This window comes from Lacinutrix sp. Bg11-31, from assembly GCF_002831665.1.
Taxonomy (GTDB): Bacteria; Bacteroidota; Bacteroidia; order Flavobacteriales; family Flavobacteriaceae; genus Lacinutrix.
This window is the reverse complement of sequence record NZ_CP025118.1, coordinates 3,502,988-3,527,214: the sequence shown is the minus strand read 5'-3', so window position 1 is coordinate 3,527,214 and position 24,227 is coordinate 3,502,988. Positions and strand designations below refer to the sequence as shown.

General features: G+C 32.6%; 17 protein-coding genes, 2 tRNA genes and 1 riboswitch. Of the genes, 4 read left to right on the top strand and 15 right to left on the bottom strand.

Annotated features, from left to right (window positions below):
- Positions 1-4 precede the first annotated feature (4 nt).
- The 4 genes from CW733_RS15735 to CW733_RS15720 form a co-directional block, all read right to left on the bottom strand.
- Entirely contained in the window at positions 5-1,174 is a 1,170-nt protein-coding gene (locus CW733_RS15735; protein ID WP_100998383.1) for a PLP-dependent aspartate aminotransferase family protein, read from the bottom strand.
- A gap of 77 nt (positions 1,175-1,251) precedes the next feature.
- On the bottom strand, positions 1,252-4,647 hold the full coding sequence (thrA, locus tag CW733_RS15730; protein ID WP_100998381.1) for a bifunctional aspartate kinase/homoserine dehydrogenase I: 3,396 nt from the start codon (positions 4,645-4,647) through the stop codon (positions 1,252-1,254).
- Entirely contained in the window at positions 4,647-5,099 is a 453-nt protein-coding gene (locus CW733_RS15725) for an OsmC family protein (RefSeq protein WP_100998378.1), read from the bottom strand. The genes thrA and CW733_RS15725 overlap by 1 nt, the downstream gene beginning before the upstream one ends.
- A gap of 30 nt (positions 5,100-5,129) precedes the next feature.
- The gene (locus tag CW733_RS15720) at positions 5,130-6,422 is read right to left on the bottom strand and encodes an O-acetylhomoserine aminocarboxypropyltransferase/cysteine synthase family protein (RefSeq protein ID WP_100998376.1); all 1,293 of its coding nucleotides are present in this window, start codon (positions 6,420-6,422) and stop codon (positions 5,130-5,132) included.
- 119 nt (positions 6,423-6,541) lie between these two features.
- Positions 6,542-6,662: riboswitch (SAM riboswitch) on the bottom strand.
- Positions 6,663-7,096: 434 nt separating this feature from the next.
- Here CW733_RS15720 and metK point away from each other — a divergent pair.
- Positions 7,097-8,353, top strand: coding sequence for a methionine adenosyltransferase (gene metK / locus CW733_RS15715; protein ID WP_100998374.1), 1,257 nt, complete (start codon positions 7,097-7,099; stop codon positions 8,351-8,353).
- Positions 8,354-8,514: 161 nt separating this feature from the next.
- Here the strand turns inward: metK and CW733_RS15710 are convergent.
- The 3 genes from CW733_RS15710 to CW733_RS15700 form a co-directional block, all read right to left on the bottom strand.
- Positions 8,515-8,596, bottom strand: a tRNA-Tyr gene (locus CW733_RS15710).
- Positions 8,597-8,699: 103 nt separating this feature from the next.
- Positions 8,700-11,411 (bottom strand): carboxypeptidase regulatory-like domain-containing protein, encoded by a 2,712-nt coding sequence (locus CW733_RS15705; protein ID WP_100998895.1) that lies wholly within the window; start codon positions 11,409-11,411, stop codon positions 8,700-8,702.
- Positions 11,412-11,527: 116 nt separating this feature from the next.
- Complete coding sequence (locus CW733_RS15700) at positions 11,528-12,490, bottom strand: GLPGLI family protein (protein WP_100998372.1); 963 nt, start codon at positions 12,488-12,490, stop codon at positions 11,528-11,530.
- A gap of 184 nt (positions 12,491-12,674) precedes the next feature.
- Between CW733_RS15700 and CW733_RS15695 the strand changes: the two genes are divergently transcribed.
- Positions 12,675-13,454 (top strand): hypothetical protein, encoded by a 780-nt coding sequence (locus CW733_RS15695; protein WP_100998370.1) that lies wholly within the window; start codon positions 12,675-12,677, stop codon positions 13,452-13,454.
- Between the two features lies 1 nt (position 13,455).
- Positions 13,456-14,070: a deoxynucleoside kinase gene (locus tag CW733_RS15690; protein WP_100998368.1), complete on the top strand. Its 615-nt coding sequence runs from the start codon at positions 13,456-13,458 to the stop codon at positions 14,068-14,070.
- A gap of 245 nt (positions 14,071-14,315) precedes the next feature.
- Here the strand turns inward: CW733_RS15690 and CW733_RS15685 are convergent, their stop codons facing one another.
- The 6 genes from CW733_RS15685 to CW733_RS15660 form a co-directional block, all read right to left on the bottom strand.
- The gene (locus CW733_RS15685) at positions 14,316-15,320 is read right to left on the bottom strand and encodes an App1 family protein (RefSeq protein WP_100998366.1); all 1,005 of its coding nucleotides are present in this window, start codon (positions 15,318-15,320) and stop codon (positions 14,316-14,318) included.
- 69 nt (positions 15,321-15,389) lie between these two features.
- On the bottom strand, positions 15,390-17,807 hold the full coding sequence (locus CW733_RS15680) for a sodium-translocating pyrophosphatase (RefSeq protein ID WP_100998364.1): 2,418 nt from the start codon (positions 17,805-17,807) through the stop codon (positions 15,390-15,392).
- A 156-nt stretch (positions 17,808-17,963) separates the two neighbouring features.
- Entirely contained in the window at positions 17,964-20,264 is a 2,301-nt protein-coding gene (locus CW733_RS15675) for a M1 family metallopeptidase (RefSeq protein WP_100998362.1), read from the bottom strand.
- A 65-nt stretch (positions 20,265-20,329) separates the two neighbouring features.
- The gene (locus tag CW733_RS15670; RefSeq protein ID WP_100998360.1) at positions 20,330-20,830 is read right to left on the bottom strand and encodes a DUF6702 family protein; all 501 of its coding nucleotides are present in this window, start codon (positions 20,828-20,830) and stop codon (positions 20,330-20,332) included.
- Between the two features lie 60 nt (positions 20,831-20,890).
- Positions 20,891-21,610: a carboxypeptidase-like regulatory domain-containing protein gene (locus tag CW733_RS15665; protein WP_157811596.1), complete on the bottom strand. Its 720-nt coding sequence runs from the start codon at positions 21,608-21,610 to the stop codon at positions 20,891-20,893.
- Between the two features lie 55 nt (positions 21,611-21,665).
- The gene (locus tag CW733_RS15660) at positions 21,666-22,472 is read right to left on the bottom strand and encodes a carboxypeptidase-like regulatory domain-containing protein (protein WP_100998357.1); all 807 of its coding nucleotides are present in this window, start codon (positions 22,470-22,472) and stop codon (positions 21,666-21,668) included.
- A 141-nt stretch (positions 22,473-22,613) separates the two neighbouring features.
- Here CW733_RS15660 and pepE point away from each other — a divergent pair, with 141 nt between their 5' ends.
- Positions 22,614-23,321 carry a dipeptidase PepE gene (pepE, locus tag CW733_RS15655; RefSeq protein ID WP_100998355.1) on the top strand — a complete coding sequence of 236 codons (708 nt, stop codon included), beginning with the start codon at positions 22,614-22,616 and terminating at the stop codon, positions 23,319-23,321.
- A gap of 217 nt (positions 23,322-23,538) precedes the next feature.
- Here pepE and CW733_RS15650 read toward each other — a convergent pair.
- Positions 23,539-23,611, bottom strand: a tRNA-Gly gene (locus CW733_RS15650).
- 220 nt (positions 23,612-23,831) lie between these two features.
- Positions 23,832-24,191, bottom strand: coding sequence for a GNAT family N-acetyltransferase (locus CW733_RS15645; protein ID WP_100998893.1), 360 nt, complete (start codon positions 24,189-24,191; stop codon positions 23,832-23,834).
- Positions 24,192-24,227: the final 36 nt, after the last annotated feature.

The following is a 24,227-nucleotide window of genomic DNA, read 5'->3' as shown; positions in this document are numbered from 1 at the left end:
TATTTTATAGCGCTAACGCTTGATTTAAATCTTTTATAATATCTTCTGAATGCTCCAATCCTACCGAAACACGCACTAAACCACCAGTAATACCTGTTAGTAGTCTTTCCTCTTCAGTTAACTTTGCATGCGTTGTTGATGCTGGATGCGTGACAATACTTTTAGTATCTCCTAAATTTGCAGACAAGGACAATAATTTTATATTATTTAAAAACTGTCGTCCTGCTTCAATGCCTCCTTTAACTTCAAAAGCAACAATATTACCACCTGCTTTCATTTGTTTTTTAGCCAACTCATGTTGTGGATGCGATTTTAAAAAAGGATATTTAACGACATTTACTTTATCATGACCCTCTAAAAAGGTCGCTACTTTTAAAGCGTTTTCACAATGTCTATCCAATCTTACCGCTAGAGTCTCTAAACTTTTAGACAATACCCAAGCATTAAAAGGTGATAATGCTGGACCTGTGTTTCTTGAAAACAAGTAGACTTTTTTAATTAAATCGGCACGACCAACAGTAACACCTCCAAGTACACGACCTTGCCCATCTATTAATTTTGTTGCCGAATGGATTACCAAATCTGCTCCAAATTGTATCGGTTGCTGTAAATATGGTGTTGCAAAACAATTATCTATAATTAAAATAAGATTATGCTTTTTAGCAAGATTCCCTAAAGCTTCTAAATCCAAAATATCTACCGCAGGATTTGTTGGACTTTCTGCATAAATTACTTTTGTACTTGGCAGAATTAGACTTTCTATTTTATCAATAGCATCGATTTTAAAATAACTTGTTGAAATATTCCACTTTGGTAAAATATTTTTAAACATGGTTTGCGTAGAACCAAACACACTATTACATGAAATAATGTGATCTCCAGCATTTAATAAAGCGGCTAATGTTGAAAATATAGCAGACATACCCGAAGCAAAAGAATAACCACTTTCCGCACCTTCCATTTTACAGATTTTATCTATAAACTCTGACGTGTTAGGATTTGAATAGCGACTGTAAATATTACGGTCTTTCTCGTCTGCAAAAGAGGCACGCATATCTTCGGCATCTTCAAAGACATAACTTGATGTTAAATACAACGGACTAGAATGTTCTAAATATTGTGAACGTTCTATTTGTGTTCTTATGGCTTGGGTTTCGAAATTATTAGAATCCATTACTGTTATTATTCTTGATTGTTCTCGATACAATTTTATTTCAAAGTCATAAAATCACTCGAACTGACAATTATTATTTAATTATTCTTTTCTGTTAGTCTTAGTATATCTCCAAAAACACCTCTTGCAGTTACTGATGCTCCTGCTCCTGCGCCTTGAATAACAATGGGTTTTTCGCCATAACTTTCTGTATAAATTTCAAAAATAGAATCGGCACCTTGTAACGCTCCTAAAGGTGATTGACTAGGTACAGACTCTAGTTTCACATCTAATTGAGCACCGTTTTCTTGTGATAAATCACCGTGTAAATCACCAATATATCTTAATACATGACCTTCTTTTTGTGCTTCTTTTTTCGTCTGAAAAACAGCATTCATCTCATCTAAAGATTCTAAAAAATTAGCCGTTTCAATTTCTCTAAGTGGTTCTGGAATTAGGTTTTCGATAGTAACATCGCTAAGCTCATTATGTAAATCTAATTCTCTCGCCAAGATTAATAGTTTTCTTGCAACATCGTTTCCACTTAAATCCTCTCTTGGGTTTGGTTCCGTAAAGCCTTTATCTAAAGCTTGTTGTAATACTGTTGCAAACGAGGTGTCTTCCGAAGAAAATGTATTAAACAAATAACTTAGCGATCCAGAAAACACGCCGCGAATACGTACAATATTTTCGCCAGAAAGATGTAATAATTTAATAGTATCAATTAATGGTAAACCTGCACCAACATTAGTTTCATACAGATAACTTTTTTGGTGTTTTTCTAAAGTATTACGCAATTGGTTATAAAACTCTAGATCGATAGTATTTGCTATTTTATTAGAAGACACTAAATCGAAACCTTGCTCCACCAACTTAATATAATTGGATACAAAATCTAAACTTGACGTGTTATCTATAGCTATTAAATTCTCTAAATGATTATTTTTTGCAAATTGAAAAACATCTTTAATCCGATAGTGTTCACCATTAGTTTCTAGTGTGTTTTTCCAATTTTTATCGATGCCATTTTTACTGAAAAGCACTTTTTTAGAATTGGCTATCGCAAAAATATTAAGCTTAATGCCTTTTCTTTTTTCAATATCTTCAGCTGAAGCAATAATTTGATTAATCAATGCGCTACCGACTAAACCATGACCAAAAATGGCTAGATTTATCTTTTTAGAAATTCCGAAGATCTCTCCATGAATAACATTCAAGGCTTTATGAAGTTCCTTTTTTCTAACTACAATACTCACATTTTCGCCAGTAATGGTATTATTAAAAAGGATAGGGATAATTTGATTTTTTATTAACGCATTAAACGGTTTATGAAACGTGCTTAACTCTTGACCAATAATTGAAATGACAGAAACATCGTCTACAACACTAATTTTATTAATGTCTTGCGAGTAAAAATCGTTTTCAAACTCTTGTTCTAAAACAATAACTGCTCTACTTGCCTTTTCTGCATCAATAACCAAACCAATACCACGCTCTGAAGAGCCTTGAGAAATAATACTAACGCTTATATTCTCTTTACTTAAAGCTGTAAAAATTCTAGCATCAACTCCAACCTTGCCCAATAAGCCACGTCCTTCGATATTTACTAATGCCACATTATCTAACACTGATAATGAACGTATGCCTTTATCTTTATTTTGTGCTGTAATTATTGTGCCTTTATCTTCCGGATTGAATGTATTTAGAATACGAAGCGGAATATTTTTCTCTATTAAAGGAATAATAGTTTTTGCATGTAAAATGGTCGTTCCGAAATTAGCCAACTCATTAGCTTCCGTAAAAGATAATCGCTCTATTTTTCTAGCATCTTCTACTAAATCCGGATTCGCCGTATAAATACCATTAACATGTGTGTAATTCTGTAACTCTTCAGCATCTAAATAATTAGCTAACAATGCTGCCGTGTAATTACTTCCATTACGACCTAACGTTGTGGTTTTACCGTCTCTATTAGACGCTATAAAACCAGTAACAATATTAACTGTAGTGCTATTATTTTGTTTAAAATAAGTAACTACATTTTTTTTAGACAATGCATCAATTGGTTTTGCATTACCAAAGGTGTCATCTGTTTTTATTAATGTTCTAGCGTCTGCTACTTTTGCATTAATATTTTTTTTTAGTAATAATGCAGTAATAAATTTAGCTGAAATTAATTCGCCTTGTGCTAAAACTTCATCTTTAATTTTCTGGCTATAATCACCTAATAATTGTACACCTGCAAACAGACTATCTAATCTGGAAAATTCGGTTTCAAAATCTACTAAAACTGTTCCTTTTTGATCCTTTTTAAAGACCTCTAACTCTACAGCATAAGATTGGCCTTTTACTGCTTTCTCAAGAATAGCCTCCAATTGGTCTGTTGCTTTACCTCTTGCAGAAACAACAACAGCTATATTTTCTTCGGCTTTAACTTTATTTTCTATAATAGAAATAACACGATTTAAACCTTCGCCATTGGCTAGAGATTTGCCTCCAAATTTTAATATCTTCATTTTCTTTTCTTTTAACTCGGGCTTAAAAATGCCTTTAATTATATTTTCGAGTTGCTCGAACTCTATTAAGAATGCATCGTGACCATGAATGGAATTAATCTCATTATAAGTCACATTTGGATGTGTTAATGCTAATTGTTTTTGCGTTTCTCGGTTTTCTTCAGCAGTAAAAAATAAATCAGAATCTACTGCAACAATTGTAATTTTAGATTGAATACCATCTAACACCTTATTATTTGATTCTCTTCCTTTAGTCACATCGATACTACGTAGTAATTGATTCATTAATTTATAAGCCGATAACTGAAAACGTTCCTGTAACTTATTACCATGATGAAGCAACCAACTTTCGACATTAAATAAATCTAATGTTTCGTTTTTAGAACGTTGAAACCTTGATTTAAAAGACTCTGGAGTACGATAACACAACATAGCATGCATGCGAGCATCGTGTACTGGATTTTTAGAATTAACCAAAAACTGTTCTTGAATTTGACAATTAGCCATTAACCAATCGGTAGCTTTCCAATCGGTAGCCACAGGAATAAAATGTGTTGCCAAATTGGGTTTTAAAACGGCCATTTCCCAAGCAATACCACCACCAAGAGAACCTCCAATTACAGCATAAACCGAGTTGATGGTTAGTTTTTCTAATCCAATAAGAAACAGCTTCGCGATATCTCTTGCTATAAAGTCTTTATAGTTTTCAATTAAAAAACCATCATAACCATTTCCAGGAATATTAAATGCTAAAACAGTATACTCTTTAGTGTCAATAACTTTTCCATCTCCAACCAAATCTGACCACCAACCATCTGTACCTGTAACATTGCTATTACCTGTTAATGCATGATTTATCAATACAATTGGAGCGGTATGTAATGCTTTACCAAAAAGCTGATAAGACAACTTTATGGTCGTTGCCTTATCGCTTTGAGTAACATAATCGATACTATCTATGTATTGTAAATCTTTCATTAATTAAGATTGTATTCTTTTTGTACTGAGATTTTTACTGATGTATTATTAGATAAATTATCTCTAACTGGACAACGCGCTTCAACAATCTCTAACCATTTAACTAATGTTTCTATACTTGCAGTAGTTTCTGGCGCTAATTTTAATTCGATATTTTTAAAACCTGCTCGCTCATTATTTGATATCCCTAGAAACTTATCTGGGTTAATGTCTCCTGATACTTCTATATTTAATTTATCTATTTTAAATCCAAGCTCTTTTGCTACTAAATGACCAACAACGTTAACACAGCCCGCAAATCCTGCAAGAATATATTCCACTGGGTTAGCGCCTTCGTCTGTACCATTTAAAGCTTCAGGCTCATCTATTACTAATTTAAACTGCCTTGCTTTACCTACAAATTGTGTCGCAGATGTGCTTACTCCTGCTACTGAAAATTTTAAATCACTCATCTTTTTTTGAATTTGAATTAAGATAACGTCTTAAGCTAAAACTGTTTTTTTAACGACTATAAAAGCTTCTTTTAAATCGGCTTTTAAATCTTCTATATTTTCAATTCCTACAGACAGTCTAATCAAGTCTTTAGTCACTCCTGTTAGTTTTTGCGCTTCATCACTTAATTGTTGATGCGTTGTACTTGCAGGATGAATAATCAAAGATTTTGTATCACCAATATTGGCTAATAGCGAGAATAATTTTGTGGTATCTGCTATTTTTTTAGCCGATTCAAAACCGCCATCAACTCCAAAAGTAACCACACCACTTTGTCCTTTTGGCAAGTACTTTTTAGCTAAACTATTATATTTACTAGTCTGTAATCCTGGATAATTTACCCAAGTTACTTCTGGTTGTTCTTGTAACCATTTAGCTAGCTCTAAAGCATTTTGAGAGTGCTTTAAAATTCTTAATTCCAATGTTTCCAATCCTTGAATAATTTGAAAAGCGTTAAACGGACTTAATGCTCCACCGTAATCTCTTAAACCTTCTATTCTAACTTTAACAATAAATGCAGCCGCACCAATAGCTTCGCTATAAACTAAACCATGGTAACCAGCAGATGGTTCTGTAAACTCCGGGAATTTCCCATTAGTCCAATCAAATGTTCCAGCATCTATAATTATACCACCAAGCGATGTTCCATTACCATTAATATATTTGGTTAAAGAATGAATTACAATGTTTGCTCCATGCGCAATTGGGTTTAATAAATATGGTGTTGCCACTGTATTATCTACAATTAATGGCACTTTTACAGCTTTTGCTTCTTTAGAAATAGCCTCTAAGTCTAAAACATCTAATTTTGGATTCCCTAAAGACTCTACAAAAATAGCTCTTGTATTTTCTTGTGCTGCTTTGCCAAAATTTTCTGAATCTGAAGGATCTACAAATGTTGTAGTAATACCATGTCTTGGTAGCGTTACACTTAATAAATTATACGTTCCGCCATACAAACTACTGGATGCCACAATATGGTCGCCTGCTTTTAACAAGGTTAATAATGTTGTAGAAATTGCTGCTGTACCTGACGCAGTTGCAACTGCCGCAATACCGCCTTCTAGTGCTGCGATACGCTGTTCTAAAATATCGTTTGTTGGGTTGTTTAAACGTGTGTAAATAAAGCCTGGAACAGAGAGATTAAATCGTCCTGCTGCGTCATCTGAATCATCAAAAACATAAGATGATGTTTGATAAATAGGAACCGCTCTAGTTCCTCCTGTTTTACTTGTGTCGTGTCCTGCGTGTAATGCTTGTGTTGCAAATTTTTGTGTACTCATTTTTCTAAGTTTTTCGAGTTAAATAAATTAATTCAAAAGTCAAATAAGCCTCATTATGAGGCATACATATTAGAAAAATGTTAAAAAGAAATACTAATTACAGATGAGTAATTAGATTTTAGTTATCTATCCAACTTCGATAAATGAATCGAAAATTAAGTAGAATTTAGCACCTTCTTAGTAAGTCTAAGGGTTGCTAAGGCTTCAGCGAGTCTATCTCTCCACCTTTCTTGATAACATTTCAGTAAGTGTTTGAACTTTGTGAGTACAAATATTGTGAAAAAAAATCTAATTAAACAAGTTAAAAAGAATATTTTTCTGAATAATTAATTTTAAAACAATAAAACAGAAAATAAATCTTTAAAGTTAATTTTAAACAAAAAATATTTCACCAAAAACAGTCTATTACTATTTTATAAAACTAATATTATTTTAAAATAAATATTGTCTTATAATTATTCCGTTTTCTAGGCTAAAGATTTAATCCTTAAAGATAAAGTTTTCATAAAATTGTAAAAAGGAATTTCTATCCATATAATTTTTTATACTTTTGTCGAAATTAATTACGAGGACGGATTTGACTGATTGCAACCTCTATAAAAAATGCTAAAGGCAGTGTAAACTTCCTTCGACGCTTTCGTCAAATCCTGTATATATAAAATTTAAAAAAAGTTATGGCGTATTTATTTACATCAGAAAGTGTATCTGAAGGACATCCAGATAAAGTTGCAGATCAAATTAGTGATGCATTAATAGACAATTTTTTAGCATTCGATAGCGAATCTAAGGTAGCTTGCGAAACGCTTGTTACTACAGGACAAGTAGTACTTGCAGGAGAAGTAAAATCTAATACTTATTTAGATGTGCAAAAGATTGCAAGAGATACTATAAACAAAATTGGTTATACTAAGAGCGAATATATGTTCGATGGTAATTCTTGTGGCGTTTTTAGTGCTATTCACGAACAGAGTGACGATATTAATCGTGGCGTTGATCGTGCAACAAAAGAAGAGCAAGGTGCAGGAGACCAAGGAATGATGTTTGGTTATGCAACTAGCGAGACAGAAAACTACATGCCTTTGGCTTTAGATTTATCTCACAAAATATTAATTGAATTGGCTGAGTTACGTCGTGAGAATAAAGACATTACTTACATAAGACCAGATTCTAAAAGTCAAGTAACTATAGAATACAGCGATGATAACACACCGCAACGTATAGAAGCTATAGTAGTTTCTACACAACATGATGATTTTGATAGTAATGACGATGTTATGCTAGCTAAAATTAGAAAAGATATTGTTGAGATATTAATACCAAGAGTAGTAGCAAAACTACCAGAAGCTATCCAAGCGTTATTTAATGATGATATTAAATATCACATTAACCCTACAGGAAAGTTTGTAATTGGTGGACCACATGGAGACACAGGATTAACTGGACGTAAAATTATTGTAGATACTTATGGTGGAAAAGGTGCTCACGGTGGAGGTGCTTTTTCTGGAAAAGACCCAAGTAAAGTAGATAGAAGTGCTGCTTATGCAACAAGACATATTGCAAAAAACTTAGTTGCTGCAGGTGTTGCTGAAGAAATTTTAGTACAAGTTTCTTACGCTATTGGTGTTGTTGAACCTATGGGAATATTTGTAGACACTTATGGTACTTGCCCATTTAATATGACAGATGGTGAAATAGCAAATAAAATTTCGAAAGTATTTGACATGAGACCAGCTGCAATTGAATCTCGTTTAAAATTACGTAATCCTATATATAGCGAAACTGCTGCTTATGGGCATATGGGAAGAAAAAACGAAACGGTTACTAAAACATTTTCTCAGCCTAATGGCAAAGACATTACTTTAGATGTTGAATTATTTACTTGGGAAAAGTTAGATTATATTGATAAAGTAAAAGCTGAATTTGGTATTTAAACTTCAGCTACATAATACGAAAAAGCCTTCTTAAACGAGAAGGCTTTTTTTTGCTCTTAAAGCTAATTTGATTAAACGAGTAACACTTCGAAAAAATTAATTTTACTTATTTTATATAACAAAAAAAGTCTGCACTTATGTACAGACTTTTCTAATTTGTGTGGGGAGAATAGGATTCGAACCTATGAAGACGTAGTCAGCAGATTTACAGTCTGCCCTCGTTGGCCGCTTGAGTATCTCCCCAAAACCGATGGCAAATATATTATAGTTTTACAAGCTTACAAACTTTTTCTATTAAAAAAAGCGAGTTAAAAACTAACTCGCTTTATTTTAACAGATTAAAGACTTACAAACTGTAAATAATTCTAAAAGTTAAAAACCTTGGCTGTATAAAGTATTCTGTTGCACTTACAGAAAAAGCGCCTGCATTTGTATTGTTTTGAGATTTTGTATCTAGCAAGTTTGTTGCTTTAACTTCATATTCAAATTTACTATCTTCATCTTTTCTATATGCTAAAGAAGCATTCCAGAATTCGTAAGTATTAAGAGAGGTTTCTTCATTTCTAAAATCGTTATACGTATAATCTGTTTTAAAAGTAAAACTTTTAAGCATTAAGGCATCGAAGCTTACAGATGGAGAGTGTGTAAAGAACTTAGATCGTGTTGCTCCTTGGTCGTTATCATTAATTGTGTAACCGTAACTAAAATCAAAATTTGGAGCGTCTCGAAAATTAGAGCTTAAACCCGCACTATATGTTTGAGAATAGCTCTCGTTAGTAGATACGTTATCGTTAATTAATTGATTGTATTTAGAATAATTAAAGTTACCTCTAACAGAAGCTTTTAATTTTCCAAACGAACGTTGAAACCTCCCAAATGCAGTCACACTTTCGTCTGCAAAATCTGAATTTATAGACGACCCAACATTAACTACACTTCCTGGCTGAAAAGAGGATGCGTTTCTAATTCCGTCAATATTTTTAGTATACGAAACTCTTCCGAATACATTAGTATAATTAAACATATTAAAGCTAAAGTAATTTAAGCTTATATTATGTGCCGTTGCACTTTCTAACTCTGGATTTCCAGAATATAACGAGTTGTAATTATTTAATACCAAGCCACGTGCTAAATTAGTAACATCCGTAAATGTGGTTTGCATGCGATAGTTAAACTGAATATTCTCGCTTTTTTTAAGCTGGATCACCACGTTAAAATCTGGCAACAATCTAAAGAAGTTATCTTTAACTTCGGTACCATATTGTGCATTATTAGAACTGTAAGCATGTGCAGAAACACCTGGTGTAAAAGTGAATATTCCAGTTTTAAAACGATAGTGAGCACCTAAATAAACATCGCTAAAATTATACTCTGTATCATTAGTATCTAAACCATCATTAATTGTTGCAGTTGTATTAAACTGAGAACCATTATCTAAAAACTGAAAGATATCAGTATTAAAATTTTGCTTACTTAAAATGGTTCCTAAAGTTAAATTGATATTGCTTTTAGGCGTTAGCACATTCCAATAGTCCAGTTTTGCATCTAATTGATTAGATTTCACTCTTTTATCTTGCCCTACATTATAGTTAGATTGCGCTTCGTCTAAACCTAGTGCTGCTGCAGTATTACCATAATTTGTTTTGTCTTCTAAAATAGCATTATAGAAAGGATCTTCGTCTGAAATTTCATGCAAGCCTTCAAAAGCAAAAATATTGTTTTCATCTAAAGTGTAGTAATATTTTAAACTTTGATTTAAACTAAAAGGCTTAGAGTTTTCAACTTGACCAATATCTCCAATAACCGAAGAAAAGGAACTCTGGCGTTGTTCTTCTTTTGTTACTTTAGCCAACACATCATAATCTAATTGATTATTACCATTTGGCTTATATTTCGCTTTAAATTTTAATAAACCAGCATCACTACTTTGTCTTGTATTACTAGCTGTGGTTTCATCTGGAATATTTAATGCTTCATCTGTATATTCTACATTTTGATTTTCTTGAAGCTCTATTCTACTACTAGTAAATATTGCAAAACCTCCAATATCTAAAGCCTTATTTGGTGACACGTTAAAATTGACTGCTCCAAATTTTGTGTTTATATCTTTAGCCTTGTCATTTTGAAGATTAGAGAAGTTTAATCCTCCATCTCCAATATCGATATTAGTTCCACTTTGCTGACTTGGAGGATTAAAACCACCACTGAAATTACGAAAATCTCTACGTGAGAACGCTAACTCTCCAATATTATTTAAATCTCCAATAAAGTTGATGCTTTTATTTGGACTATAATAAAACAACTTAGGTTGCGCTAAGTATAATCCTTCATCTTCAGAATTCCCACTTCCAGCAGTTATATCACCAAACCAAAAGTTCTTTTTACCCTCTTTAAGCTTAATATTAATAGCTACATTATCTTGATTATTTTGTACACCACTTAATTGCCCAACATTAGAAAAATTCTTTAAAACTTGTACTTTATCAATAGCATCTGCAGGAATATTTTTAGTTGCTAGTTTAGAGTCTCCATCGAAGAAATCTTTACCTTCAACCATTAATTTATTTACAACCTTACCCTCTACTTCTATTTGCCCATCGGCATTAATTTCTACTCCAGGCAACTTTTTTAATACGTCTTCAAGCTTACGCTCTGTTCCATTTTTAAAAGAATCTGCATTATAAATAATAGTATCTCCTTTAATAGTAACTGGCATTTCGTATACCAATTCTACTTCTTCAAGGCTATTATCCATAACCAAACTAAAATCTTCAGTTATAGCTTCCTCTTTTGTTGTGATTTCTTGCTCAAATGTGGTAAAACCAATGTAGCTAACTTGTATTTTGTAAGTCGTATTTTTACCTAGATTAAGTTTATAACGTCCTGCATCATTTGTTACAGCATAAGATTCTAACACTTTAGATTCTGAATTTATTGCTATTACATTAGCAAACTCTAAAAGCTCTCCTTCTGTGTCTTTTACTACGCCTTCAAATTTAACTTGGGCAAAAGTTGTACTAGCTACAATTAAAAGTAGCAGTGTAAAAATATGTTTCATGTGTTTTTGTATAGTTTTTAAACGACTACATTTATTTGTTACTAATAAAGATCTTAGCAACTAAAATTAGTTATATCGTAGTTTTATAAATTGGGTTGGTTTTTAGTGAAAAAATATTAATGTCTTCCACCATGTCCTCCACGATTTCTTCCTCCATACATCTCTCTCATTTCTTCCATTTTCTTTTTAACGATGTCGTTGTATTCAGCTTTAGTTACTTCCTTCCCTTTTGTTGGCATTTTAATCTCTTGCTTTTCAGCTGGATTCATAACAATTTTAGAACACAAAATAGTAGTTCTCCCAGAATTGATTTCTAAAATTAAACCTGGTAATCCCCAAAAATCTCCAGGACCATTGTTTACTGGTATTTGCATTGTATACCAAGCAACAACTTCTTCTGTTTCTGGAATATCTATTTCATCCATAATATCTGTTGACTTTTCTTCGGTCGATGCTAGTGCAGAAGAATCGTTTTCCTTACCTCCCTCTTTAGCTTCTCCTTCTCCAAAAGTACTAACAGTTCTATCTCCTTTAGCTTTAGCTTCGTCTTTCTTCTTATCATCATCCCTTCCTCTTCTTCTCATTTTAGAGAAATCCATTGCATCAACTTTTTTTGTTGCGACAGCTTTCATTGCCATGTATTTACCAATTTGCTTGGTTTCACCTGTCATTTTCCACTCTAATTTTTCTAAATCATCTTTAATAAGAAACTGCTTTCCAAAAAATTCTTGATCTTGAATTAATTGCCCATCTTTAATATTTTTGTATTGTAGGCCAGCAGTAAAACTACCCATCATTCCTCTAAAACCACCTCCAGAACCTGGAGCGTCTAGTTTCTCATCTTCTTTATAAGTAGATTCTGATTTGTTAAATATTAAAACATATGTTTTTTCTAACATGCTTTTCATTCTCTCACTTATAGCTTTTTTACGTTCTGGAGTCATATCTTTTCCTCCAAAACCATCCATATCCATTGTTGTTTTAGACATGTAAGTTGCTACACCTTGAAAATCGTCTTGCGCAAATGTTAAAGATGCTACGCATAAAGTGATACAGATTAATAGTGCTTTTAATTTCATAATATTATTTCTTGATTTGTTTTGTAAAATTACAGTTAACTACTGTAAGACGATTAAAAACGAAAAATGTTTAACTTGATTATGTTAAATATTTCTTAAAAAATAAAACATCAAATAGCATCAACTAATACAAATAAAATTTCCACAACATAAGTGGTTCAATTTTTGTACTTTCCACTCCTCAATGAAACAACTTAAATACCTTTTTTTATTATTTACGTTTTCAGCTTTTGCTCAAGAAAACATTAAAGTAGAGCTTACAAGTAAAACTGAATTTAAAGCCGATTCTATTATTGGTATAGATAACTTCGGCACAACATTCTTCACCTTAAACAATACACTTATAAAAAAACAAGAGAACAAACTACTTAAGTATAGCAATGTACAATTAGGCTCAATAACATCTGCAAATAGCTTTAATCCTCTTAAAATCAATGTTTTTTACAAAGCTTTTAATACGGTTACAATTTTAGATAATCGCTTAGCCGAAATCTACAAGATTGATTTTAACCAAACCAAACCATACAAAAACGTATCACATATTTCCACAGGAAGCGACAGTACTATTTGGGTATTTAATCAAGATTTAATGCAACTAGAATTGTACGATTACAAAACAAAAGCCATACGCACAAAAACATTACCAGTAGAAGGCAGCGTATTAGACATAACCAGCAATTATAATTCCTGCTGGCTCTTAACCAAAAAATTTATTTACAAATACAATTATTTTGGAAGCATAGTCTCTAAAAAACCTAACAATGGTTATACTAACATTAAAGAGAGTAATGAAAATATCATATTAAAAAAAGACAATACACTATTTTACATCTCAAAAAATACAGAAAGAACTAAACCTCTTAGCATTACAAATTTGTTAATAAGTCAGTTTTTTGTAACCAATGAAATCGTGTATATTTACACCGATAAAGTGCTTTATCACTACCAACTTAAATTAAAATAATATGCACGTTGCCATTGCAGGAAACATTGGAGCCGGAAAAACTACGCTCACAAAACTATTAGCTAAACATTATAAATGGGAAGCGCAATTAGAAGACGTTGTAGACAACCCATATTTAGATGATTTTTACAACCAGATGGAGCGCTGGAGTTTTAATTTACAAGTGTACTTTTTAAACAGTCGCTTTCGTCAAGTTGGTCAAATTCGCGAAAGCGGAAAAGATATCATTCAAGATCGTACCATTTATGAAGATGCGCACATTTTTGCACCAAACCTTCATGCCATGGGATTAATGACAAATCGCGATTTTGAAAATTACTCATCACTTTTCGAACTTATGGAAAGTTTTGTGCAAGGTCCAGATTTATTAATCTATTTACGTAGCTCTATTCCAAATTTAGTAGGACAAATACATAAACGTGGTCGTGACTATGAAAACTCGATAAGTATTGATTACTTAAGCAGATTAAACGAACGTTACGAAGCTTGGATTACTGGTTACGACAAAGGTAAATTACTAATTATCGATGTCGATGACCTTGATTTTGTAGACAATCCAGAAGACTTAGGATTAATTCTTAATAAAATTGATGCCGAAATTAACGGTCTGTTTTAATTCAATAACACTATTTTGGGCGTTACCACAAGGGTCGCGCTATCCACTATATCTTTTTATTTGACAACTTCTCGACTGCGCTCGAAGAGACAAATAAAAAGGATGCCGTTTCTATCGCTAACGCCTTACTCGAATATATTAAAAGAGCTTTGCTTTTTTTGTAAAACCACCCACTTTTTTGTTAAACAAAAAACCACCTTCCTTTAGCTAAAAGAAGCAATACACACACAATTATAACATTTAACTTAAGCAATAAAATCGTTCTCACGAGCATGAGCAATAGCTTGCTCGCTACTATCTACTAACAAAGCTGGTGTTGTTTTATATTTTTCAAGCAAACCTTTTACGCGTATTATTTTCTTTTTATGTTTTACACTACGCAAATAAATAGCTTTAATTCTATCTGGAAATTGTTCTGTTATTTCTAAATAAATATCCACATCATGCTCACCACTATCACCTATTAAAATAAAAGGTAAATCTGGATACGTTATTAGTAAATCTAAAATTTCTTTTTGCTTCTGTGGTTTTTCATTTGGTGTCTTTTTCATTAGCATATTACTAAAGCTTCTCAATAAAATTGGACCTTTAGGAAAATTGTTTTGCTTTAAAAACAATTCTAAGTAGCGATACAAATTCCACGGACTATGGCTTACATAAAATATTGGGTTTGCATTCTCGCCAGATTTTCCACGATGTAACAAGTGGTAAAACTCAGCAGCTCCTTTAAGAGGCAAACGCATTTTTGCCGATTTAAAAAGCGTGTTATATAACAGTCTCCATTTTAAGGTTGACACAACACCTGTATGTAGAATAGTATCGTCAATATCGCTAGCAACACCGAACTCGGCTTTAGTTGATGGTATTAAAATTTCAGCAGAAAACCGATTGTTTTGTTGAATGTCTCGTTTTATATTAAGGTTACTACAAGCGACTTCACAGGCTAGCCAACCTTGAGTATTTGCCATAGTTTTTAAATCCTGCAAATTAGCTTTTACTTTAAAATAACCTTTGGCATCACTTTCTGTTTCTAAAATACTTCCGTTTGGTAATTTTATATTAATCCCAACATGCTTAGCTTCATCGGTTTCAATGCGTTTCCAACTATTAATTAACAATCTAAAAAAACCACCTTGCTCTAAATCTATAGATTCGTCTTGCAAAGCCCTTCCTCGTAAATAGAAATGCGTGTCTGTTCCATAACTTTGGAATGCTATAATTTGTAATGGATCTTTCTTAAACCAGCTCATAACTTCAAATTAAACACAAAAAAACCTGCTAATCAAATTAGCAGGTTTAAATAATATATTAAATAAAGATTAGCCTTTATTTATGTTCATTTTTTTAATCACTTTTACATCTTCACCTGTAGCTAATTTATTAGCAGCTTCAAAAGCTAGTAATTGTGCTTCAACTTCTGCTTTAGTTCCTTTAAAAGACTCTTCTTTAGTGATTTCCTCTCCATTAACATTCATTGCATAAGTAATTGTTGCTTCAGTAGTATTATTTGTAACAACCATTTCGCTTTCAATAGTTACTTCTTGAACATTAGCCATACCTTCTTCAGCATGCCCTCCTAAAATAGGCGCAATTACTAAACCAATTAAACATGTTAATTTAATTAAGATGTTCATTGATGGTCCAGACGTATCTTTAAATGGATCTCCAACTGTATCTCCTGTAATTGCAGCCTCATGTGCAGCAGAACCTTTATGGGTCATTTTTCCATTAATCATAACACCTGCTTCAAAAGATTTTTTTGCATTATCCCATGCTCCACCAGCATTATTCTGGAAGATTGCCCAAAGCACACCAGATACAGTAACACCTGCCATATAACCACCTAACATTTCGGCAATAGCTAAATTATCCATTCCAAAAATCATTGGAACAAATGCGATTACTAATGGAAAACCGATAGTTAATAAACCTGGTAACATCATTTCTTTTAAAGAGGCTTTAGTTGAAATTGCCACACACTTATCGTATTCTGGTTTTCCAGTACCTTCCATAATTCCTGGAATCTCTCTAAATTGTCTTCTTACTTCCTCTACCATTTCCATGGCAGCTTTTCCTACTGCATTCATTGCTAAAGCAGAAAACACAACTGGTACCATTCCACCAACAAATAACATTGCTAAAACTGGTGCTTTAAAAATGTTAATTCCGTCGATTCCTGTAAAAGTTACATAAGCTGCAAATAAGGCCAAAGATGTTAACGCTGCCGAAGCAATTGCAAATCCTTTTCCTGTTGCTGCTGTTGTATTACCAACCGCATCTAAAATATCTGTACGTTCTCTTACAATTGGTTCTTGTTCGCTCATTTCGGCAATTCCACCTGCATTGTCTGCAATTGGCCCAAAAGCATCAATTGCTAATTGCATAGCTGTTGTAGCCATCATTGCAGAAGCTGCTAAAGCAACGCCGTAAAATCCGGCAAAAGCATAAGAAGCCCAAATAGCTCCAGCAAATAATAATACCGATGGGAATGTAGAAATCATTCCGGTAGCAAGACCTGCGATAATGTTTGTTCCTGCTCCTGTAGAAGATTGTTGTACAATTTTTAAGATTGGTTTTTTACCTAATCCTGTATAATATTCTGTAATTCCAGAGATAACTGCTCCAACTACTAAACCAACAAGTGTTGCATAGAATACTCGCATTGATGAGATTTCAATTAAACCTTCACCAAAGAAGTTCATTTGCATCGTTTCTGGCAACATCCATTTACATAAACCAAAACATGCAACAGCAACTAAAACAATTGATGTCCAGTTTCCTTTATTTAAAGCTCCCATTACCTGAGATTCTTTAGCATCATTACTAGTTATTTTTACTAGCATTGTACCAATAATAGAAATAATAATTCCTACACCAGCAATAGACATTGGTAATAAAATTGGTCCAATTCCGCCAAAGGCATCACCAATATTTCCACCCATATCTTTTATAATATAATTACCAAGAACCATTGCAGCTAATACTGTTGCTACATAAGATCCAAATAAATCGGCTCCCATTCCTGCAACATCACCTACATTATCTCCAACATTATCCGCAATTGTTGCTGGATTTCTTGGATCGTCTTCCGGAATACCTGCTTCTACTTTACCTACTAAATCTGCTCCAACATCTGCAGCCTTTGTATAGATTCCTCCACCAACACGCGCAAATAATGCAATTGACTCTGCTCCTAAGGAGAAACCAGCTAAGGTTTCAAGAACGATAGTCATGTCCATTGTATTTGTCCAAACACCTCCCATAAAATAGTGGAAGAAAAATATAAAGAAAATTGTTAAACCTAAAACCGCTAATCCTGCAACTCCAAGTCCCATAACAGTTCCGCCTCCAAAAGAGACTTTAAGCGCGTTTGGCAAGCTAGTCTTTGCTGCTTGTGTTGTTCTTACATTAGTTTTGGTTGCTATTTTCATACCTAAATTTCCTGCAAAAGCAGAAAATACAGCACCACAAATAAATGCGACTACTATTAACCAGTGAGTTGTAGGCACTATAAAAGAAACGATTGCTAATAATACACTTACAATTACTACAAAAATAGCTAGTAATCTATATTCAGCATTTAAGAAAGCCAAAGCTCCTTCGTAGATGTGATCTGAAATTTCTTTCATTTTACCATCTCCTGCATCTTGTTTCATTACCCACTTTTGCTTAATCGCCATGTAGATTAGGCCTAATATTGCCAATACTATTGGCAAGTAAATCATCATTTTATCCATATTAGTTTTTAATTTGATTAGTTTTTAACGTTCGCTAAAGTAAGAAAATCAACGAGAAGAAAAAAATGTTTTAATTCGCATAGAATTTTAGATTATTAACAATAAAAAAGCCTGTTCATTACGAACAGGCTTCCTTTTCTCAAAAAAAACTAATATTTAGTTTTTTACTTTATTCTTAAATTTATCAAAATCTCCTTGCTTAACCTCTCTTGGCCAAGTATTATTAGAAGTATCAACATCTGCAGTTTCTAATTTTGGATCCACTGTAATTCCAACAATTTCTTTCGCTGAAGAAATTGCTTTACTTACTTCGTTATCATTAAGTCTCCAAATTTGTGCAGGATATGTTTCTGTTTTACTTGTTCCATCTGCATAAGTATATTCTACTATAATTGGCATTACTAACCCTCCAGGCTTGTTAAAGGTCACACTATAGAAAAACTTAGGCTCTTCCATTTTTGCGCGTTCTGTAGCAGTAAAGTTATCCATTAAGTACTCTTTTAACGTCGTAGACTTATCAGAAATGCTTTCGCTTTTCATTCCAGCTGTGTATTCGTCACTTCCGTCTTCTACAAAATACACTAAATCTTTTTCGTCCATTCCATAACGCTTCGCTAAATCTCCACCAGCTTTATTAGCCTTAGTAGTAACGTAGTATTTTTTAACATCTTTAATTCCTATATCAACATAGTCTGTTGTATAGAACCATCCTCTCCAATACCAATCTAAATCGAATGCCGAAGCGTCTTCCATAGTACGGAAAAAATCCTCTGGAGTTGGGTGTTTAAACATCCAACGTTGCGCATATTCTCTAAATGCGTAATCGAACAAGTCTGGTCCCATTACAGTTTCACGAAGAATATTTAATGCTGTTCCTGGCTTACCGTAAGCATTGTTTCCAAATTGGTATGTATTTAATCCCTTTGTCATAATTGGAGCAATAAAATCTTGATCTCCTCCCATATAACGCGTGATATTTTTAGCAGGACCACGACGTGATGGATAAGCAGATTGCCCTTCTGACAAGGCTCCTGGATACCATTTACCGAAATCTTGCTCTGCAACGTATTGTACAAATGTATTTAAACCTTCGTCCATCCAAGTCCATTGACGCTCATCACTATTTACAATCATTGGAAAAAAGTTATGTCCTACTTCGTGGATAATTACAGACATCATCCCGAATTTTGTTCTATCGCTATAGTTTCCTTCTGCATCAGGACGACCATAATTCCAGCAAATCATTGGATACTCCATACCTTGTTGTTTTGCATGCACAGAAATAGCTTTATGATAAGGATAATCGAAAGTCATACGAGAGTATGATTTTAATGTACTTGCAACTGCTTTAGTAGACCAATCTTCCCATAATGGGTTTCCTTCTTTTCCGTACATAGAAACAGCCATAACATCTTTGTTTCCAATTTTTACAGCCATCATATCCCAAATGTAACGTCTAGATGTCGCAAAACCGAAATCTCGTACATTCCCTGCGTATAATTTCCAAGTATTCGTTTTTGTAGACTTTGTTTTTATTTTTTCAATTACTTCGTCTTGAGTAACAACAATAACTGGCTCGTTGTAAGATTTCTTCGCTTTTTCGTAGCGTTTCATCATATCTTTAGAGAACACTTCTTTTCTATTTGTTAACTTTCCTGTCCCATCTAAAATATGATCTGCAGGAACTGTAATATTTACTTCAAAGTTTCCAAATGGTAATGCGAATTCATCGCGTCCCCAAAACTGAGAATTTTGCCATCCTTCTACATCATTATAAACAGCCATTCTAGGATAGAATTGCGCCATTACATAAGCTCTATTATCGTCTTCTTTAAAATATTCGTAACCAGAACGCCCTCTGCCATTAACATGATCGTTAATATTATACCACCATTTAATAGAGAATGAAAATTGTTCTCCTGAAGCTAGTGGTTTTGGCATATCAACACGCATCATTGTACGATTAATCATGTGTTGTAGTGGCTTTCCATTTACACCTTTTACTTCTTGAATATTAAAACCACCATCGAAACCTTCTCCCATATAATCATTTGCATAAGAAGAAATTTGAGCTGCAGGATTAACTCCACTTCCCTCGATTAAAGGTGTTTGAGAATCTCTAGCACGCATATTTTGATCTAACTGCACCCAAAGGTATTTTAATACATCTGGAGAATTATTTGTATAAGTAATCGTTTCGAAACCAGATAATTTAGCGTTAACATCATCAAGTTCTAAGTCCATAACATAGTCAGCTTGCTGCTGATAATATGCAACTCCAGGAGCACCAGAAGCAGCACGATACATGTTTGGAGTAGAAAACTCGTCGTAAAGTTGCTTGAATTTATTTTGATTTACATGCCCTTGTTGAGGCTCTTTTTTTTCTTGATCTTGCTGTGCAAATACACCAACAGTAACAAAAAGTGCAGATAGCACCAAGTATTTTAAATTGTTCATTTTATTTGTTGTTTTCAGAATAGAGGCTGAATTTAACAAATTTTAAGATTTAAACATTCTTTTTTTTAGAAGTTTAACATTCCTTTATCGTTTTCAGGAATTAATATAAAGGATTTATGCTTTCCATTTATATGTGTTCGCACTATATTTTTTTGTTCACTAAACATATCGTAAAGCACGCTATTTTCTATACTGAAAGATTTTACATTTGTTACATCTTCAATCTCTAAATAGCACTGTACCACATCGTCATCATACTCTTTACCAATGAATTTTATAACAGATTCTTTTTCGTTAATATTTATCTTTAGTCTAGAAAGCAAGTACTTTTTTATATAGCTATCGATTTGTGTTTCGTCTTTACTTGCGTCTAAAACTATTTTATTGTTGTAGCGTTCTTTAAGGAGTCTTTCGAAATCATCAATAAAAATACGCGTAATAATCTGTACCGATTGCTTCTCTTTTACATATTCAATTTTGGTAATACTTACATAATATTTATGTACACTAGTAAAGGCTAACGAGGCTATTACTGCTAAAACTAATAATGGTTTAAAAAATTTCATACTATTATATTTCGATTACAAACTTACTGAAAGAAGTCAAAAAGCATTCCAAGTTTCGAGTTATTCTTTTAAAGCTAGATTTTCTTTATAAATAAGATATTTTTCTTTCATAAATTTTAAAGCTTCTAAATCGCTAGAAGCACATCTCGTTTTAAAAGTTTCATCTTCTGCACAGAAATAAAAAAAATCTGACTTAAAGTCTTCTTTTAATTCATTTTCTTTAAAAAAAGCTTCAGACAATCTATTTTTTAAAGCATTCATCATCTTTGTATTTGCTTCTAATTTAACTCGTTTTTTAAGTTCTTTAGTCCTTCCTGAGATTGCATTTAAAATTGGGTTTAATGGAACTGAGCCTCCAAGAATACCAAGTAACATTGATGGCTCAAACTCACCAGCTTCAGCCAATAATCGTTCACTTTTAGTTTTTCTTTTCCCTTTATAGCCAGGGATTCCAACATCGTAAAAATCTATTGTTCTTTTGGCATCAGAATTTAGAACATCTTTACTTAAATCTCCTGTTAAGGTGAAACCAATTACTGCTTCGGGTAATTCGTTTACTTGAGTCTCAAGGTTAATATTAAGTGTTTTATTTTTAATATTATCTGCAGTAACAATATGTGTTAAGGATTTGTATTGTATTGATGTAAGAACAATGGTATCATTCTTTATTGCTTCAATATTAAATTCACCTTTATCGTTTGTAGTTGCGTACTTTTTTTGAGTACGATTAATAACATGAATATTTTCTACACTTTCTTCTCCATTAACTATACCTACCAAACTTATGCTTTGAGAAAAGCTAAAACATGTAATTAAAAATGTTAGAAAAAATATACTACTCTTTACCTTCATTTTTAATTGCTAAGAATGTTTTACTTTTTGAGTGTAAATATTCTATTAATTTTAATTCATTTTTAGGTTCTAATAAAGAAGTATCATATTGAGATCTTTCTAAAAACGCTATAAATGATTGTACTTTTTCTTCCGGAATATTATAATTCTCTGTAAAATATGATGGTTTAAACGTTTCAGAAATATTAGAAATTGGTGTTTCTAATCTTGGGTCTTTATAATCTTTACTTTTCTTCTTATTCTTAAAAATTAATTTAGCTAGGCCACCTATTATTGCTATACCATTTAATTGATATCTTATCCTATCATTTTGCGAACCTACTGCCATATTTTCTACTTTAGAGTGGTAATCTTCTGGCATTTCAAAATTCTCGAAGCTTTCAAAATTAAAAACTATAGGATCAGAGATTTTCGCATCTAAAGCATCAGTAGTAAGGTCTCCTGATAAATCGTATGGCAACAAAATAACTTCGTCTAGTGTGTTTATATACTCTTTTAAATATATTTTTAAAACTTTAGTATCAATAACTGCTTCAGTAATTTTAGTTGTAAAAGGAATTAATTGAACTGAAGAAATACGAATCTCATCGTTTAAAGCAACCTTTAAATTAAAATTTCCAATGGAATCTGTAACTGTTCCTTTATTTGAAGACGTATTGTAAATGGTAATATTTTCTAGATCTTCGACATCTACAATTATTTTACCTTTAACTTCAATTCGTGTGCTATCTTGAGCAAACACAGAAAAGGTTGCTAAAGACAAAAATAATACGAGTAGTAATTGTTTCATGTGGTTAGGTTTAGATATGTAAATAACGGTTTTCATTTCTTAATTAAAATTTAAAAGAGTTTTAAACTTTTGTTAAAAAGAGGACTCTTTAGATTTTATAGTTAAATTGTTATACTATAAATTTACAATAAATAAACCATAATGAGAAGTATAATTATTGCTAGCACATCTACCGTTTTTGGAGGAGAACCATTAGACTATCTTTTAGAGGAGTTAAAAATTCATTTTAAAGATTTAGACGAAATTCTTTTTATACCTTATGCTAGACCTGGCGGAATTTCTCATGAAGAGTACACCCAGAAAATTTTAAAACCTTTCGAAAGTATAGGCAAAAAAGTAAAAGGCATTCACGAATTTAAAAACCCAACTGAAGCCATAAAACAGGCGAAAGGTATTTATGTTGGTGGTGGAAATACATTTGTTTTGGTTAGTCAGCTCTATAAAAACAAATGTTTAAACGCTTTAAAAGAAGTTATTAATAATGGCACACCGTACTTAGGCACAAGTGCTGGCAGTAATATTTGTGGACTAACAATGAATACAACCAATGATATGCCAATTGTCTATCCTCCAAGTTTTAAAACTTTAGGTTTTGTTCCTTTTAATATCAATCCGCATTACCTAGACCCAGTAATTGGGAGCAAACATATGGGAGAAACACGGGAGACACGTATTAAAGAATTCCATAAATTCAACACGCAACCTGTAATTGGTTTACGAGAAGGAAGCTATCTTGAAGTAAAAGGAAATGATGTTATTTTGAAAGGCCCTTTAAAAGCTAGAGTTTTCGAATACGAAAAAGACGCTTATGAAGTTGAAACAAACACTTCTTTAAATTTATTGAAATAAAAAATACGATAGATTCTTTATTAGCAAAAGGCACCAACAAAAACAGAAATTCTCATATTAAGTTTTAAAACGGCTTCGCGCTTTACCTCAAACTTTCCTATTTCGGTTAAAACCGAAACCTCCTCTCTATAACTAATAAAGAGAGGAGTCACAAAATATTACACTTCTTCTAAAAATTATGCATAAAAAAAGCCTCATCGATTAGATAAGGCTTTTGAGCGAGAGACCAGGTTCGAACTGGCGACATTCAGCTTGGAAGGCTGACGCTCTACCAACTGAGCTACTCTCGCATTTCCGATGGCAAAAATAGTAATTTATCTAGATTAAACATCATTATTTTTAATTATTATTGTGTATTTCATCGATTATATTTGCCTTTTATCAATTACACCTTTAAATGGAGTAATAATATACATTAGAGACCAAAAATATTTTTTCAACACACTAACAATATTCTCCAATAACGTCAATAGCACTACAACTTACACCAACGAAACCGTCACTTCATTACTATAAGTATTGTTGGTCTTCAAGGAGATTTGATATGGCACAACCCTTAGACTTCGCATAATCGTACAACCATTTAAAAAATGTTTTACCCAAACCTTTACCTTGGTATGCATCCTCAATATAAACATGATCTACTTCCATAGATTTCCCTGCATAATGTCTTGTTTGAAACCACATGCCACAAATACCAATTAGTTTTTCATTATCAAAAACACCAGCGCATTCATAATTTTCTTCAACCATTACAGCAAAACCTTCTCTTAATAATGCTTCTGGATTTGCGTTTTTTGTTAATTTTTGAATTAACGGAATGATAGTATTTATATCTTTTTTATCAATAATTTTAAAGCTGAAAGCCATACTTACAATTTTTAGTAAATTTGAAAACATAAAACA

Bases quoted from the DNA above. Each gene is read 5' to 3' on its own strand.
- CW733_RS15680 (WP_100998364.1), bottom strand. From the start codon at position 17,807: ATGGATAAAATGATGATTTACTTGCCAATAGTATTGGCAATATTAGGC.
- CW733_RS15690 (WP_100998368.1), top strand. From the start codon at position 13,456: ATGCACGTTGCCATTGCAGGAAACATTGGAGCCGGAAAAACTACGCTC.
- pepE (WP_100998355.1), top strand. From the start codon at position 22,614: ATGAGAAGTATAATTATTGCTAGCACATCTACCGTTTTTGGAGGAGAA.
- CW733_RS15700 (WP_100998372.1), bottom strand. From the start codon at position 12,490: ATGAAATTAAAAGCACTATTAATCTGTATCACTTTATGCGTAGCATCT.
- CW733_RS15675 (WP_100998362.1), bottom strand. From the start codon at position 20,264: ATGAACAATTTAAAATACTTGGTGCTATCTGCACTTTTTGTTACTGTT.
- metK (WP_100998374.1), top strand. From the start codon at position 7,097: ATGGCGTATTTATTTACATCAGAAAGTGTATCTGAAGGACATCCAGAT.
- CW733_RS15725 (WP_100998378.1), bottom strand. From the start codon at position 5,099: ATGAGTGATTTAAAATTTTCAGTAGCAGGAGTAAGCACATCTGCGACA.
- CW733_RS15660 (WP_100998357.1), bottom strand. From the start codon at position 22,472: ATGAAACAATTACTACTCGTATTATTTTTGTCTTTAGCAACCTTTTCT.
- CW733_RS15705 (WP_100998895.1), bottom strand. From the start codon at position 11,411: ATGAAACATATTTTTACACTGCTACTTTTAATTGTAGCTAGTACAACT.
- CW733_RS15720 (WP_100998376.1), bottom strand. From the start codon at position 6,422: ATGAGTACACAAAAATTTGCAACACAAGCATTACACGCAGGACACGAC.
- CW733_RS15670 (WP_100998360.1), bottom strand. From the start codon at position 20,830: ATGAAATTTTTTAAACCATTATTAGTTTTAGCAGTAATAGCCTCGTTA.
- thrA (WP_100998381.1), bottom strand. From the start codon at position 4,647: ATGAAAGATTTACAATACATAGATAGTATCGATTATGTTACTCAAAGC.
- CW733_RS15685 (WP_100998366.1), bottom strand. From the start codon at position 15,320: ATGAGCTGGTTTAAGAAAGATCCATTACAAATTATAGCATTCCAAAGT.
- CW733_RS15735 (WP_100998383.1), bottom strand. From the start codon at position 1,174: ATGGATTCTAATAATTTCGAAACCCAAGCCATAAGAACACAAATAGAA.
- CW733_RS15695 (WP_100998370.1), top strand. From the start codon at position 12,675: ATGAAACAACTTAAATACCTTTTTTTATTATTTACGTTTTCAGCTTTT.
- CW733_RS15645 (WP_100998893.1), bottom strand. From the start codon at position 24,191: ATGGCTTTCAGCTTTAAAATTATTGATAAAAAAGATATAAATACTATC.